Genomic DNA, 14411 nt, shown 5'->3' with positions numbered 1-14411 from the left:
TTGTTTTAGATTAATGCACTGTACCAAAAATAGGGCAGACGTAAGGCGTCATCTTAACCTCAATGAGTTAGAACAAAATCAACAATACTCTCACCTTTCAATTTCAGTTTGAGAGTGTAGCCTTGTTTCTTCCACACACCGTTATTAGGCTTCCAGCCTTTCGAAAGGAGGGTTTCAGCAGCATCAGAGATAGGTTTATCGACCACACTGTAAGCATCAGCTTCAAAAGCTATCCGATCTCGTTGGCTCGAAATTGCTTTCTTGTTTTGTGCTTTGGTTTTGTGAATATCACAACCATGACCATCAGTTACTTGAGTACATCCAGAACGCTCTAATTGCTCCCGATAGTGCGCATTAATAGCATGAGCAGGAAGAGATGCAATAACCAGAACAGCTAATAACATTTTTTTCATAATCCTAAATTCTGCCTTTCGTATATCACAACAACAAAAAATAATATAAGCAGCATTGTATTAGCAATGCGCCGTCAAAGTGATAGATCTATCCCTGTCTCCTGTTTAAGAAAAACATCTGAAGGAACAAAAGTCTATATAAATACACTCCGTAGACAGGAACTTGCATAACCCATAGTAACGTCTGTCTAGCTGTTATCACAGCTATAAGCTATGTTTAATATGGTACGGCTGTAAGTAATACCTATAAATACGCCAGTAGCTACTAAAGCTAACGATACTAAAGCAGAGCATATAATTAGTTTAATCATGGCTATCATCACTATTTCACCCTAAGGAACCATTCTGATTGTTCTTTCTCAGGAAATTAAACGCCTTCACTATAAAAAGTATCAATGCATCATGGTATATACTAGCACTTCTGTATTGTTGGTTTGATCTCAGATTTGATAAACAAACGAGACCATTTTAAAGCTGTTAAATGTTTAGTTTGTCAGGCTAACGATAAACCATAACTTGTATCACCTGTAAAGAATTTATAAACATCAACAATACAAAAATCGGCGGTTATGCTTCTCGAAACCCCTTTATGGGGTATATGTATATTGAGTTCACTTGGGGGCTTTATCGTTTACTTAAAAACCGATACCTACACCAACAGAAGCACCCATGTTATTAGCGGTATCATCAGAGAAACTCACTTTAGCGATAACGTGAGAATTAAAGTTAACTGAGCCACCAACCGCTAAAGCGCTTTCACCGTTGTAAGTAGCACCACCAGCAGAGAACATTACACGCTGATTAGTTTGCACTTGAGGCAAGCCAGCCATAGCCATAGCTCCAGAGATACCTGCGTTAGCTTGCTTCTTATTATTATCTACTTCATCGCGCAATGATTTAAATTGCTGGTTAGTATTGTTATTCATAGCTTGCATAGTCTGCTTTGCAGCTTGCAGATCTTGAGCTACGCTAGCAGCCTGGCTAGAGGTGGAAGCGATAGCTGCAGAGTTAGCAGCTACTTTAGTTTGTGTAGCCGTGTCTACTTGCACTTTGTTAATGGTGGTGGTAACACCATCTTTACCATTGCTACCATCTTTCCCATCAACGCCATTCTTACCATCAACACCATCGCGCCCATCTTTACCATCAGCACCGTTAGCACCTGCTACACCTTGCACACCCTGTAAGCCTTGCGCCCCTGTAGCACCATCTTTACCATCTACCCCATCTTTACCATTAAATGCACCGCTTGCGGCTTGAGTCTGGATAGCTGTAATAGCATTGCTATTTGTCTGGATTTGAGCGCCTAAAGCAGCATCAGCAGAACTACGGGCGCTTGATTCATCTACTACAGATTGTGTTAATTGAACATTCAAGCCATTAACTTGACCTTGCAAACCGCTAATGTCTGATCGGTTTTGCATGATTTCGCCTTGCTGCGTATTGTTGAAATCATGTTGTGTCTGAATTGCATCATCTTGAAGGCGGTTAGCTTGCTTGAGATCGTCAACATCAAGATTAAGCGTATCAATGTTATTTTGCGCACCTTGCGCCCATTGAGTAGAGCCGGAGTTATCACTTGCAAAATCTACAGCGTGAGAAGCATTGATAGAACCAGCGAATACAGCACCAAACACGAAAACAGCCAGAATAGAACGTTTCATTTTATATCTCACTAATAAATAAGGATTAAATTCATTGTCAAAAGCTTTTGCAAGCGCTTAGCTTTCTAACCGATATGGAGATTAACCCTGCTATTAGTCTGTACTAAATTAGGTTAATTCTCGCGCAATTCTTTTTTTATAAGATGAATTAACTATCCAGGATTGCACATAAGTCAATGTTGATCTGGATCACGTAAAGCACTAAATGCAACAGTGTCCAGGGGTGGTGTAAGAAGACTTTCTTCAATATATACATTGCCTTATAGTTTGAATTGTTAACTATGACTCAGTGTTTAAACTATTGAAATAGATGCAAATGTCTAAATTAAGTGTATGACTTAATGAACACTTTGTGTTTCGAGTGAAATAGGGTTTATTGTCTTCTAAAAGTCACATTGAAGGGATTAAAAATTCTTATACTCAAGCCAGATTTTTAGTGATAAATGAAATGTTAATCATTTGATAATAATCGGCACTAAATATGGCTGTTTTGTAATATTCATTAATATAGAGCCTAAAAACTCTTGCAGAATTCTGACGACAATATGACCTCCTCCCAGTTGATGAATACGCCGCGATGTTAGGAGTGCCTTAATAAGTCACATGAGGACATCCCAATGAAGAAGCGACAACCGCAAGGGCACGCTTGCGTCAGCGAGCAACTTCCCCTAATCTGGAAAAAAGTATAGAGATTTAATCTTCATGACTCGGGGTGCCCCATCACTGATGGGCTGAGAAATACCCGCAACACCTGATCTGGATAATGCCAGCGTAGGGAAGTCAGATGCCTTCCCGGTCATCGCTTCTTCACGCAAGGCAGGAGCGAACCCATGCAGCCTGACCTGCTCGATTTACACGTTTTACACCACTTCCGAACCCGTTCTCCACTGACCCATTGTATGACCAACGATGTTGTACAGACCTTTACGGCCAACGTTTTGCTGGCGCTTGGCGCATCACCGGCGATGGTGATCGAGGCCGAAGAGGCCGAGCAGTTTGCCGCGATAGCCGATGCGCTGCTGGTTAACGTTGGCACGCTGACCGCGCCGCGCGCCCAGTCGATGCGTCGGGCAATAGAAAGCGCGGTGGCGGCAGGCAAACCCTGGACGCTGGACCCGGTTGCCGTTGGCGCGATCGCGTTCCGTACCCGTTTTTGCCATCAAATTCTTGCCCTGAAACCGGCTGCCATTCGCGGCAATGCCTCAGAAATCCTTGCTCTTGCCGGAATGAGCGCAGGCGGGCGCGGCGTCGATACGACCGATACCGCCGCCAGCGCGGTGCCCGCTGCTCAGGCGCTGGCCCGCCAGACCAATGCCGTTGTGGTCGTCACCGGTGAGGTGGATTACATCACTGACGGACAACGCACCCGAACGGTAACCGGCGGTGACCCGCTGATGACACGCGTGGTGGGCACCGGGTGCGCGCTCTCCGCCGTCGTCGCGGCGAGCTGCTCGCTGCCGGGCGACCGGCTGGATAATATCGCTGCTGCCTGCGGATGGATGAAGCGAGCTGGCTCATTCGCTATTGCGCAGTCTCGTGGCCCGGGCAGTTTTGCCAGCGTGTTCCTGGATGCGCTCTACACGCTGGAGGAGCAGGCATGAAGCGGATTAACGCTCTGACCATTGCCGGTACCGATCCCAGCGGCGGCGCGGGTATCCAGGCTGACCTGAAAACCTTCTCCGCGCTTGGCGCATACGGCTGTTCCGTCATCACCGCGCTGGTGGCGCAAAACACGCGCGGTGTGCAGTCGGTCTACCGTATCGAGCCGGATTTTGTTGCCGCACAGTTGGATTCGGTGTTCAGCGACGTGCGCATTGATAGCACTAAAATCGGCATGCTGGCCGAGACGGACATTGTTGAAGCGGTGGCCGAGCGGCTTAAGCGTTATGCGGTGCAAAACGTGGTGCTGGATACCGTCATGCTGGCAAAAAGCGGCGACCCGCTGCTCTCCGCCTCTGCCGTGGAAACCCTGCGTAAAAAGCTGCTGCCGCAGGTGGCGCTCATCACGCCCAATCTGCCAGAAGCCGCCGCGCTGTTAGGCACATCGCACGCGCAAACTGAACGCGAGATGAAAGCGCAGGGGAACGCGCTGTTGGCAATGGGCTGCGGTGCGGTGCTGATGAAGGGCGGGCATCTGGATGACGCGGAAAGCCCGGACTGGCTTTTCACCCGCGACGGCGAAGTGCGCTTTACCGCGCCGCGCGTGCAGACCAAAAATACCCACGGCACGGGCTGTACGCTTTCGGCCGCGCTGGCGGCGCTGCGTCCACGGCATGACGGCTGGGCCGATACGGTGCGCGAAGCGAAAGCCTGGCTCTCGGCGGCGCTGGCGAAAGCCGATACTCTGGAAGTGGGTCACGGTATTGGGCCGGTTCATCATTTTCATGCATGGTGGTAAGCCAGTATACTGGCAGAATACATCACGCCTGAGAAAACAGAGATGGAACAAGCGCATACCCGGTTAATCGCTCAACTGAATGAACGGATCGCCGCGCCCGATAACACGCCGCTGTACCTGAAGTTTGCCGAAACGGTAAAAAATGCGGTGCGCAGCGGGGTGCTGGAGCACGGGAATATTTTGCCCGGCGAGCGCGATCTGAGCCAGTTGACCGGGGTGTCACGCATCACCGTGCGTAAAGCGATGCAGGCGCTGGAGGAAGAGGGCGTGGTGACGCGCGCCCGTGGCTACGGGACGCAAATCAACAATATCTTCGAATATTCGCTTAAAGAGGCGCGCGGCTTTTCCCAGCAGGTGGTGCTTCGCGGTCAAAAGCCCAATACGCTATGGGTCAACAAGCGGGTGGTGAAGTGCCCGGAAGAGGTGGCGAACCACCTGTCGATTCTTCCGGACAGCGAGGTCTTTTTGCTCAAGCGCATTCGCTATGTGGATGACGATGCGGTGTCGATAGAAGAGTCCTGGGTGCCGGTTGGGCTCATTCCCGATCCGGATGCGATTGGCATTTCGCTATACGACTACTTCCGCAGTCAGAATATTTTCCCGCAGCGCACCCGTTCACGGGTCAGCGCCCGTATGCCGGACAGCGAGTTTCAGGCGCACATTAAGATGGACGAAAAAATACCGGTGCTGGTGATCAAGCAGGTCGCGCTTGACCAGCAGCACCGGCCGATTGAGTACAGCATCAGCTACTGTCGCAGCGATCTATACGTCTTTGTGTGCGAGGAGTAATTCGTCGCGAGTCGGGGCGCAATCTCCGCCTCGGTGGCTGACTACCCAGGACGCCACGGCATTCCCCAGCAGAACGGCGTCTGCCAGTGACCATCCCGCCGCCAGCCCGGCAAGCGTGCCGCCCGCGTGGCTGTCGCCAGCGCCAATGGTGTCCACGACCGTCGCCGGGAACGCCGGAACAACGCCCGAGCTCCCGGCGTCATACCAGGCCGCACCGTCTTTATCGTGGCGCACAATCAGTGCGGCCCGGAAACGCTGCTGCCACTCTGCACCCAGGTTTTCAGCCACGACACCCAGCTGCCCGGCTGCGATCTCCGCTTCCTGACGATTAAGGGACACGATTGGCCTGCAGGCCATAATTCGCGCCATCAGCGCGTCGGGGATATCCGCAATACGGGGGCCGAAATCGATGAAGGCCGTCACGTCCTGTAATCCCTCCAGCCAGCCTGTCAGCAGTTCACCGCACGGTGAGGCCAACTGATAGCCGGACAAATACACCAGGCTGTTTTGCGGGACGTGAAGCGCATCCAGCCAGCGCTGCTGCCATTGGTTCTCCACGCCGCTAAAGGACATAAAGGTGCGCTCGCCGTCTGGCTCCACCAGCGCGAGGCACCAGCCGTTATCGCCGGTTTCAGCCTCAATGGCGCTGTGCAGATCCTGCTTCGCCATGGCGTTGCGAATAATGTCCGCCCACACGCCGTGGCCGACGGGCAGGGCGTTTTGCGCCGTAATGCCGAGCCGTTTCAGGGCGATGGCAATGTTCAGCGCGCAGCCGCCGATATTCACCCCCTGCTGTTTGAGCTCGATATCGCACCCGCGCCAGGGCAGGGCGTAGGCGTCGGCGATGACGTCAATCACCGCTGCGCCCAGCACCGTCACCGGGCGCGTGGCGTGCAGATTGTCGAGACGTTGGGCAAATGCATTCATAGGCCCTCCCTTTGCTCCCTGAAGTGCAGCAGTTTCTCGCAATAGTGGCCGAAATCGAGCCGGTTGACGGCGTCGAGTTCAGCTTTGAGCGCCGGGTCAATCGCCTGCACGCCGTGGAGCGCACCGCAGATGGCCGTCGCCATCGCGCCAATGGTGTCGGTATCGCCGCCCAGATTGGCGCATAAAATGGCGCAGCGGTTCGGGTCGGTTCCCGCCAGTTCGACCATCGCAATAGCTGCCGGAACGGACTCAATGGTGCTGGTTCCGGCCCCCACGAGCTGGTACACCTGCTCGCTGGCGGACTCAATCCCGTTGGCTTCCCGCACGGTCTTAAGGGCCAGCTCAATACGCGCCGCCAGCGACGCGCTGAAGGTGGTGGTTTTCGCCTCCTGCGCATAGCGGGCAATACCCGGCAGGGCATCGACGATGTTCTGCCAGCTTTCGCCGTCGATGGCACGGGAAACCGCCCAGGCAATCACCACCGCGCCGGCAATGGCGAGATCGGATTTATGGGTCGGGCTGGAGGCCTGCGCCACCTGCTCAACAAAGTGTTCCAGACGCGTGGCCGGGAGCAGGCAGCCCAGCGGGGAGGCGCGCATCGCCGCCCCGTTGGTCACGCCGTTGTTTTCCAGTTCGCTGACCGGCTTCCCGTCGCGAATCGCGTTAAGCGCGATTTTGGAGGTCGGGCCGAGCACGTTCTTATTGAACGCGTCGAAGTCGAGCGCCCAGCGCAGAATATGCTTGCCGATAATGTCCGGGTTAATCTCCCCGTCGCACTCGACGATCGCGTCCGCCAGGCACAGCGCCATTGAGGTATCGTCGGTGAACTCTGCCTGTTTGAAATAGCAGGCCGCATTATTCTCTGCCGGGCCGGGTAAAAAGCGGTCGATCCAGCCGAAGTGCGCTTTGACGCGCTTTCTCGGCCACAGCTCCGACGGCATGCCCATCGCATCCCCTAACGCCTGCCCGTAAAGGGCCCCGAGAACACGTTCTTGTTTCATTTAACTTCCCCTTGTGTCAGCGCGGCATCGCCATCAACCACCTCAATTGCGGTGATCTCTTTATCCGATTCGCGGAAAAACAGCATAAACAGCACGGCAATCACGGCAATCATGATTGCACCAAACGCCCACATTCCGGCCCAGTTGAAGGTCAGCCCATTCACCGGCTCTTTGTATGCGAACATTTTTTCCATCATCACGCCGCCCAGGCGATAACCCAGCAGGCTACCAAAGCCCTGGCAGCACAGCGTAATCAGGCCCTGCGCGGCGGTGCGCATGTGCACCGGCGCTTTTTTATCCACGTAGATATACGCGGTAACGTAGTAGAAGTCGTAGCTCACGCCGTGCAGCAGAATGCCGAGGAACAGCAGGGCGTAGGTAAAGTACTGTTCTGCACCGCCGTAAACGAAGAATCCGTAGCGGATAGCGGCCGTGATCAGACCCAGCAGTAAGACCTTCTTAATACCAAAGCGTTTGGTAAAGAACGGCAGCGCCAGCATAAAGAAGATTTCGGAGAACTGGCCGAGCGTCATCCAGCCGGTGGCGTTTTTCATTCCCACTTCGGTGAGATAGCCGTTGGCGAAGATGTAGTAGAAGGCCAGCGGCATGGCGAACAGGAACGAGCAGAAGAAGAACACCAGGAAGTTTTTGTCGCGCAGCAGGATCAGCGCGTCCAGCCCCAGCATCACCTTGAAGTCCAGCTTGCCGGTGCTCTTCGGCGGGGTGTTCGGCAGGAACAGGGCAAACACGCCGAGCAGGGCTGAGCTGGCTGCGGTCATCAGCAGCGGAATATTGGTATCGGAAATATCGCTGTAGCCCAGCATCTGCGGCAGGAATCCGCACGCCAGCCCGGAGGCGATCCAGCCGATGGTGCCCATCACGCGGATACGCGGGAAATCGGCCTCTACGTCATCCACGTTGGCGAAGGCAATGCTGTTGGTCAGCGCGATGGTCGGCATATAGGTCAGGGAGTAAACCAGCAGCAGCGGGAAGAAGGTGCTGAACTGGGTTTGCTGTGCGGCGAAGTACATCAGAATGGCGCCGGCGAACATCAGTACCGCCAGCACTTTCTGTGCGGCGAAGAAGCGGTCCGTCAGCGAGCCGACCAGAATCGGTGAGAGGATAGCGGCAATGGCGGTACAGGCGTAAGACCAGCCAATTTCCCCGGCGGTAAAACCGCTTTTGCTCAGCCACAGCCACAGCGGCACAAACCACGCGCCCCAGATAAACCATTCAACAAACATCATGAATGACAGTTGGACTTTCGTTTTCATTTTTTAATCCTGCATGTCAGAGAGGGTACGCCTTTAACATACCACTTAATAATACCTTTTAAATACCTTTGCGGCGATTGTTTGATCAATGTAACAGTTTTGTTGAACACGAATCGAGCCAGCAGATTGTGCTGAAAAAAAATGCAAAGGGTGGAAAATCTGTTAAGTCGGTACCAGGCTTAGTCTGCCCATAAAAGATGGGACTGGATAAACACACACCGACACGACGTCGGACTTACGGGAGTATCACATGACTGATATTGCGCAGTTGCTTGGCAAAGACGCCGACAGCCTTTTACAGCATCGTTGTATGACCATTCCAGCCGACCAGCTGTATCTGCCTGGTCATGACTACGTTGATCGCGTGATGATCGATAACAACCGTCCGCCTGCGGTCCTGCGAAATATGCAGACGCTCTACAACACCGGACGGCTCGGCGGCACCGGGTATCTCTCCATTCTGCCGGTAGACCAGGGCGTTGAGCACTCGGCGGGCGCCTCTTTCGCGGCGAATCCGCTGTACTTCGATCCGAAGAACATTGTTGAGCTGGCGATTGAAGCGGGCTGTAACTGCGTGGCGTCCACCTACGGCGTGCTGGCTTCGGTTTCGCGTCGCTATGCCCACCGCATTCCGTTCCTTGTGAAGCTCAACCACAACGAAACTCTGAGCTACCCTACCGAATATGACCAGACCCTCTACGCCAGCGTCGAGCAGGCGTTTAATATGGGGGCGGTGGCGGTAGGGGCGACCATCTATTTCGGTTCTGAGCAGTCTCGTCGTCAGATTGAAGAGATCTCCGCGGCGTTTGAACGCGCGCACGAGCTGGGCATGGTCACCGTACTGTGGGCGTATCTGCGCAACAATGCGTTCAAGAAAGACGGCGTGGATTACCACGTGTCGGCCGACCTGACCGGGCAGGCGAACCACCTGGCGGCGACCATCGGCGCAGATATTGTGAAGCAGAAAATGGCCGAGAATAACGGCGGATACAAAGCGGTGAACTTTGGCTATACCGATGACCGCGTTTACAGCAAGCTGACCAGCGATAACCCGATCGACCTGGTGCGCTACCAGCTGGCGAACTGCTACATGGGCCGTGCGGGGCTGATTAACTCCGGCGGCGCGGCGGGCGGCGATACTGACCTGTCAGACGCGGTACGTACGGCGGTTATTAACAAACGCGCGGGCGGCATGGGGCTGATCCTTGGCCGTAAGGCGTTTAAGAAATCGATGGCCGACGGCGTGAAGCTGATCAATGCGGTACAGGACGTCTATCTGGACAGTAAAGTCACGATTGCCTGACGCCTCCATCTCCCTCTCCCTGTGGGAGAGGGGGGTGGGGTGAGGGCATCATCGCGCACCGTGTGAAACATCAGCGCAAAAGCACACAGTCCGGCGGCAGCCGACACTGCAGCGCGCCGGGCAACACCTCAATGCGGAACTGTGTTCCGCTTAGCGGCTCTCCGTCGAGGTTAAACGTCATCCCGTGCGGGGCATTGACCTCAAACCATGCGGATTTCCCGTCAATGATATTCGGACTCTCTTCCGGCTGCGTCAGCGTGGTAAACAGCGCGGGCAGCAGGCCGTCGCCCGTGAAAATCCGCAGCTGTAGCTGACCGTCATTGATCAGCGCCTCCGGGCACAGCTGCTGCCCGCCGCCTGCCTGTCGACCATTTCCAATGCCAATGACCAGCGCGTCACCCTGCCACTGAAAATCCTCGCCGCGAATTTCGCAGCGGTCAGGCTTGAGGGTGTCCATGCGCATCAGGCCGTGGATGAGATACGACACGCCGCCCAGCGCCGCCTTCAGCTTTTCCGGCGTTTCGCTGGTGATGCGCGTGCCAAACCCGCCCGTCGCCATATTGATAAAACAGGTTTTATCATTCACCTGCGCAATATCCACCGCGGTGGCTTTGCCGAGGATCGCCAGCTGGAGCGCCTTCTCTAACTCCTCCGGGATCCCGGCGCTGGTGGCAAAATCATTGGCGGTGCCGAGCGGTAAAATGCCCATCACCGGCCGCTTTCCTGCGGGCAGGTCGATCAGCGCTGACGCGATCTCATTGATGGTGCCATCGCCGCCGCCGGAAATGATGGTGTTGACGCCAAGCCCGAGGGCTTCATTGATATAGCGTGCCGCGTCGCCTTTTTCCCATGTTACCCTTACGTGGATGCGCGCGCCGTCGTCACGCAAACCCTGAATTGCCTGACGCAGCAGATCGTTGCCCGCACTTTTGCCATTGAGAATCAATAAACTGTCTTGATAGGTTGCCATCCGCGCTGCTCCCTTTTTTAGCGTTAGTAAGAGTGTATAGCAGAGAGGAAAAAAGCGGGTAAGAACAGGATGAAAGGAAAAAAATAAGGCTGCGGAAAGGGGATTTATCCCCCTTCGTGGCGTTTACCTTTTATACGCTGGTCCCTCAATTGACGCTTGCTGTCAACGTTTGAGCCCTGCCATTTGCCTGTTCTCAATTTTCAACTGTTTACGCCACACCCGATTATGTAGCGTTAGCGCAATTGAACGGTAAAAGACTGACGTATTCATCCACACGATATTCAGGCCGAAAAATCCCAGTCCTAATAGTGAGGTTATTTGCGGTGTGTAATTCTCTACAGAGCCGAATAAAAGTGAAATCCATGTCCAGATAAAATACACGATGCTCATCAAGCCGGTCAGTGTAATGACAGAAATATGCAGTTTATATCCCGTTAAGGAACCTCTGGCCGTTAAAAACATCGTGCTCATTACAATCATGCAATACACCACTGCTGCAAGGAATACTCCCATCATTACCTTAAATTCAGGTAAGCCGAGCAGGCGAAAGAGCAACATCCAGACAGAAACTTGTAGCATAGCGTAGCAAAAAATAGTGAGTAAGGTACTTATCGCTAAGGGAATACCTGTCATATGTACACCCACAGGAACACCGAACTGACCTTTTAAGCGATCTTTCAATGATTCAAGCCGTTGGCAATCGTCAGTCGCCATTTCACCTGTTATCACAGCACTTAATGAAAGGCTCTTTTTGATGTAATTTATCATGTCCGGGTCAATAACTTCCTGTAAACGAAAAAGACTGAATCAAACCAAAAACGTATTTACCAGATTGTGTAATATTCTGAGGATTACGGATTGTACCCGAGACAGCACTGCCAACAAATGCTGAGGAGTTTGAAATAGCATTCAACAGCTCTCGCTGTAAGAGCAGCTGCAGCGCTTCCGAGGGGTAACGTTTAGGGTAAACGCCAGCTTTCATCGCTGCTTTAACCCCTGAATTAGAGATCCCGGGATTTCGGATACGAATGATTTCCTCAGTTAACCGCGTGCGGTCTGCCCGGCTCATTTTTTGTAATAACGAGAGTAAACTTTCAGACGTTGAGCGATTAAGTAGGCGGTAGGTTAATACAGCGCTTTTTAGACCCGCAGCAGCCCCGGCAAGTGAAATCGCATCAAGAGCAGTATTGGTTGCGGTATACCACTCCTGGGAATCCATCCACGCAACATAGTCATTATGATTCATGGCAATAAGTGACAAGCGGCCAAGCCCGTTTGCACACTGAATTCCTGTTGCTACACCACCAGCGACAATCACAGCGGCAACAGCGCCGGAAGAACCTGCGGTGAGAGGAATGGCCATACCTGCACCTGCAGCAAGTACGACAGTGAGAATGGCAGCTCCGCAAGAAATCGCCGTAGAACCTATTTCAGTCGCTAATGAAGGTGACTGAATCGTCGTCGTCGTTGCCTGGAGAGGATTACTTGATGAGGCGTTTACTTTAGTGATGACGACATGACTCACCGAGCTTTCGTTTGGCGTCGCAATCCGTCTTGAGGGTCTCACTAACCACTGACGCGCACCGTCTGAGTAGATGATCCCAACCTGGCTAAAGTTACGGCTACAGTCCAGCTGATTGGCAAGGGCGGTGAAATCAATATCGCCCCCGGAGGCTAGACCCAGACTGCGGGCGAGTTCGTAATCCGGAATATCCTTTGAAATCTGACCAGGAAACGTCATGTTGTCTCTCCGTCCATGTGAAATCGTATAACGCTGAGAAATAAAGAGTAAAGGGCATGTAATGGAGGGGAGTTAGGAATGATCCGAATAACACGCCATCCTGCCAGAACCAATGAAAATTGTGATGGATATCTTATACCCGCCCGATTTTCGTAAAAGATATTCCAGCAGACGCTGGCGCGAATCAACACCCTTCATTTGGTGGGGCGGTGCAATTTCATTCTGACTAAGTGGACTGAAAATTGTACAAAAAAATAAGCCCGCGTAAGGGAGATTACGCAGGCTAAGGAGGTGGTTCCTGGTACAGCTAGCATTTATGGGTTATGTTTTTCAGCGGGGGGATAATACCCGTATTGAACGAAGCGGTATGTGATCCGATTCTAAGAATTATCCCAGCGCGAAAAAATTTCCCTGATTGACTATTTGCCGTGTGGGTTTCGGGTGCTTTCACCGTTGAAGTTACGCATCAGCAGGGCGAACTTCAGCTCCACCTCTTCAGGAACCGGCAGCCAGACGGTATGACCGTCACCCGGTGCCACCTCAATCATTTCACCTTTACCGTTTTCCAGATGTTCCAGCGTGAAGTTCATGTTGCCCTGCGGGGTCATCAGCTCCAGGCTGTCGCCTTTGGTGAACTTGTTTTTCACCGCGACGGCCGCCAGCGCGCCTTTGCGCTCGCCGGTGAAGTCACCGACAAACTGCTGGCGCTCGGAAACGGAGTAGCCGTGCTCGTAGTTCTGGTAGTCGTCGTGGGTATGACGGCGCAGGAAGCCTTCGGTATAGCCGCGATGCGCCAGGCCTTCCAGAGTTTCCAGCAGGCTGGTATCGAACGGTTTACCGGCGGCCGCATCGTCGATGGCTTTGCGGTACACCTGCGCGGTACGCGCGCAGTAGTAATAGGATTTGGTGCGGCCTTCAATCTTCAGGGAGTGCACGCCCATCTGTGTCAGGCGCTCGACGTGGGCGATGGCGCGCAGATCTTTCGAGTTCATGATGTAGGTGCCGTGCTCGTCTTCAAAGGCGGTCATGTACTCGCCCGGACGTTTGGCTTCTTCAATCATAAACACGCTGTCGGTTGGCGCGCCGATGCCCAGCGTTGGCTCGACGTTAGTCACCGGGATCGGCTCGTGCTTGTGAACGATGTTGCCGATGTCATCCTCTTTGCCTTCCTGGACGTTGTATTCCCAGCGGCAGGCGTTGGTGCAGGTGCCCTGGTTCGGGTCGCGCTTGTTGATATAGCCGGAGAGCAGGCAGCGGCCAGAGTAGGCCATGCACAGCGCGCCGTGAACGAAGATTTCGATTTCCATATCCGGCACCTGGGTGCGGATCTCTTCGATCTCTTCAAGGGACAATTCGCGAGACAGAATGACGCGGGTCAGCCCCATCTGCTTCCAGAACTTCACCGTCGCCCAGTTGACGGCGTTAGCCTGTACGGAGAGGTGAATATCCATCTCCGGGAAATTCTCCCGAACCAGCATGATTAAGCCCGGGTCCGACATGATCAGCGCGTCCGGCCCCATATCCACCACCGGCTTCAGGTCGCGAATGAACGTTTTCAGCTTGGCGTTGTGCGGCGCGATGTTGACCACCACGTAGAATTTCTTGCCCAGGGCATGCGCTTCGTTGATGCCGAGCTGCAGGTTCTCGTGGTTGAATTCGTTGTTACGTACGCGCAGCGAATAGCGAGGCTGGCCCGCGTAGACAGCATCGGCACCATAGGCGAAAGCGTAACGCATATTTTGCAGCGTTCCCGCCGGGGAAAGGAGTTCCGGTTTAAACATGTTTGTTCTCGTTCTGATGACAGGTCAGATCCGCGGCACCAGGTGCAGCGGTAAGGGGAGATCCCCCACTTTAAGGGCGGGCATTGTAGCGCTGCGGGGCAGGGAGGTAAAGTTATTGTGCCGGGCGGCGGCTTCGCCTTACCCGGCCTG

12 protein-coding genes, 1 pseudogene and 1 riboswitch are annotated in these 14411 nt (G+C 53.4%); of the genes and pseudogenes, 4 read left to right on the top strand and 9 right to left on the bottom strand.

The features are described from left to right. Positions 1-254: 254 nt before the first annotated feature. Together AC0TN7_RS03620 and AC0TN7_RS03615 are read right to left on the bottom strand one after the other, a co-directional pair. Positions 255-413, bottom strand: a pseudogene (locus tag AC0TN7_RS03620) (hypothetical protein); the annotation flags it as partial. A 635-nt stretch (positions 414-1048) separates the two neighbouring features. Then, the gene (locus tag AC0TN7_RS03615) at positions 1049-2077 is read right to left on the bottom strand and encodes a YadA C-terminal domain-containing protein (protein WP_230581857.1); all 1029 of its coding nucleotides are present in this window, start codon (positions 2075-2077) and stop codon (positions 1049-1051) included. A gap of 698 nt (positions 2078-2775) precedes the next feature. Then, a riboswitch (TPP riboswitch) is annotated at positions 2776-2872 on the top strand. A gap of 35 nt (positions 2873-2907) precedes the next feature. Between AC0TN7_RS03615 and thiM the strand changes: the two genes are divergently transcribed. The 3 genes from thiM to AC0TN7_RS03600 are packed head-to-tail and all read left to right on the top strand — an operon-like array spanning position 2908 to position 5264. Further along, positions 2908-3678, top strand: a complete 771-nt coding sequence (thiM, locus tag AC0TN7_RS03610; RefSeq protein WP_024908131.1) for a hydroxyethylthiazole kinase — start codon at positions 2908-2910, stop codon at positions 3676-3678. Next, a complete protein-coding gene (thiD, locus tag AC0TN7_RS03605; RefSeq protein ID WP_024908130.1) occupies positions 3675-4475 on the top strand; it encodes a bifunctional hydroxymethylpyrimidine kinase/phosphomethylpyrimidine kinase in 801 nt (266 codons plus the stop codon). Before thiM ends, thiD begins: the two co-directional genes overlap by 4 nt. A 42-nt stretch (positions 4476-4517) precedes the next feature. After that, entirely contained in the window at positions 4518-5264 is a 747-nt protein-coding gene (locus AC0TN7_RS03600) for a GntR family transcriptional regulator (protein ID WP_024908129.1), read from the top strand. On the opposite strand, the gene AC0TN7_RS03595 is transcribed toward AC0TN7_RS03600, so the two are convergent. From AC0TN7_RS03595 to AC0TN7_RS03585, 3 genes are read right to left on the bottom strand one after another with little or no spacing between them, the layout of a single operon-like run. Further along, complete coding sequence (locus AC0TN7_RS03595) at positions 5238-6191, bottom strand: PfkB family carbohydrate kinase (protein WP_024908128.1); 954 nt, start codon at positions 6189-6191, stop codon at positions 5238-5240. The genes AC0TN7_RS03600 and AC0TN7_RS03595 overlap by 27 nt on opposite strands. Then, positions 6188-7192, bottom strand: a complete 1005-nt coding sequence (locus tag AC0TN7_RS03590) for an ADP-ribosylglycohydrolase family protein (protein WP_473701838.1) — start codon at positions 7190-7192, stop codon at positions 6188-6190. Before AC0TN7_RS03590 ends, AC0TN7_RS03595 begins: the two co-directional genes overlap by 4 nt. Next, positions 7189-8466, bottom strand: a complete 1278-nt coding sequence (locus AC0TN7_RS03585; RefSeq protein ID WP_024908126.1) for a nucleoside permease — start codon at positions 8464-8466, stop codon at positions 7189-7191. Before AC0TN7_RS03585 ends, AC0TN7_RS03590 begins: the two co-directional genes overlap by 4 nt. A gap of 250 nt (positions 8467-8716) precedes the next feature. On the opposite strand from AC0TN7_RS03585, the gene fbaB reads away from it, so the two are divergent. Continuing rightward, the gene (fbaB, locus tag AC0TN7_RS03580) at positions 8717-9769 is read left to right on the top strand and encodes a class I fructose-bisphosphate aldolase (RefSeq protein WP_023312424.1); all 1053 of its coding nucleotides are present in this window, start codon (positions 8717-8719) and stop codon (positions 9767-9769) included. 70 nt (positions 9770-9839) lie between these two features. Here the strand turns inward: fbaB and yegS are convergent, their stop codons facing one another. The 4 genes from yegS to trhP all read right to left on the bottom strand — a co-directional run bounded on the left by yegS (position 9840) and on the right by trhP (position 14261). Beyond that, positions 9840-10739 (bottom strand): lipid kinase YegS, encoded by a 900-nt coding sequence (gene yegS, locus AC0TN7_RS03575; protein ID WP_473701837.1) that lies wholly within the window; start codon positions 10737-10739, stop codon positions 9840-9842. A 162-nt stretch (positions 10740-10901) separates the two neighbouring features. After that, positions 10902-11507 (bottom strand): hypothetical protein, encoded by a 606-nt coding sequence (locus AC0TN7_RS03570; protein ID WP_267216970.1) that lies wholly within the window; start codon positions 11505-11507, stop codon positions 10902-10904. A gap of 7 nt (positions 11508-11514) precedes the next feature. Further along, positions 11515-12480 carry a hypothetical protein gene (locus tag AC0TN7_RS03565; protein ID WP_024908122.1) on the bottom strand — a complete coding sequence of 322 codons (966 nt, stop codon included), beginning with the start codon at positions 12478-12480 and terminating at the stop codon, positions 11515-11517. 419 nt (positions 12481-12899) lie between these two features. Next, on the bottom strand, positions 12900-14261 hold the full coding sequence (gene trhP, locus AC0TN7_RS03560; RefSeq protein WP_024908121.1) for a prephenate-dependent tRNA uridine(34) hydroxylase TrhP: 1362 nt from the start codon (positions 14259-14261) through the stop codon (positions 12900-12902). Positions 14262-14411 lie beyond the last annotated feature (150 nt).

This window comes from Enterobacter sp. PL_is511 (genome assembly GCF_055816065.1).
The sequence above is the reverse complement of the archived record's forward strand: the minus strand, read 5'-3'. Positions and strand labels throughout refer to the sequence as shown.

What these genes read in the sequence shown, in the direction of transcription:
- AC0TN7_RS03565 (WP_024908122.1), bottom strand. Translation starts at nt 12,480, where the DNA reads ATGACGTTTCCTGGTCAGATTTCAAAGGATATTCCGGATTACGAACTC.
- yegS (WP_473701837.1), bottom strand. Translation starts at nt 10,739, where the DNA reads ATGGCAACCTATCAAGACAGTTTATTGATTCTCAATGGCAAAAGTGCG.
- AC0TN7_RS03585 (WP_024908126.1), bottom strand. Translation starts at nt 8,466, where the DNA reads ATGAAAACGAAAGTCCAACTGTCATTCATGATGTTTGTTGAATGGTTT.
- AC0TN7_RS03570 (WP_267216970.1), bottom strand. Translation starts at nt 11,507, where the DNA reads ATGATAAATTACATCAAAAAGAGCCTTTCATTAAGTGCTGTGATAACA.
- AC0TN7_RS03615 (WP_230581857.1), bottom strand. Translation starts at nt 2,077, where the DNA reads ATGAAACGTTCTATTCTGGCTGTTTTCGTGTTTGGTGCTGTATTCGCT.
- AC0TN7_RS03600 (WP_024908129.1), top strand. Translation starts at nt 4,518, where the DNA reads ATGGAACAAGCGCATACCCGGTTAATCGCTCAACTGAATGAACGGATC.
- AC0TN7_RS03595 (WP_024908128.1), bottom strand. Translation starts at nt 6,191, where the DNA reads ATGAATGCATTTGCCCAACGTCTCGACAATCTGCACGCCACGCGCCCG.
- fbaB (WP_023312424.1), top strand. Translation starts at nt 8,717, where the DNA reads ATGACTGATATTGCGCAGTTGCTTGGCAAAGACGCCGACAGCCTTTTA.
- thiM (WP_024908131.1), top strand. Translation starts at nt 2,908, where the DNA reads ATGCAGCCTGACCTGCTCGATTTACACGTTTTACACCACTTCCGAACC.
- AC0TN7_RS03590 (WP_473701838.1), bottom strand. Translation starts at nt 7,192, where the DNA reads ATGAAACAAGAACGTGTTCTCGGGGCCCTTTACGGGCAGGCGTTAGGG.
- trhP (WP_024908121.1), bottom strand. Translation starts at nt 14,261, where the DNA reads ATGTTTAAACCGGAACTCCTTTCCCCGGCGGGAACGCTGCAAAATATG.
- thiD (WP_024908130.1), top strand. Translation starts at nt 3,675, where the DNA reads ATGAAGCGGATTAACGCTCTGACCATTGCCGGTACCGATCCCAGCGGC.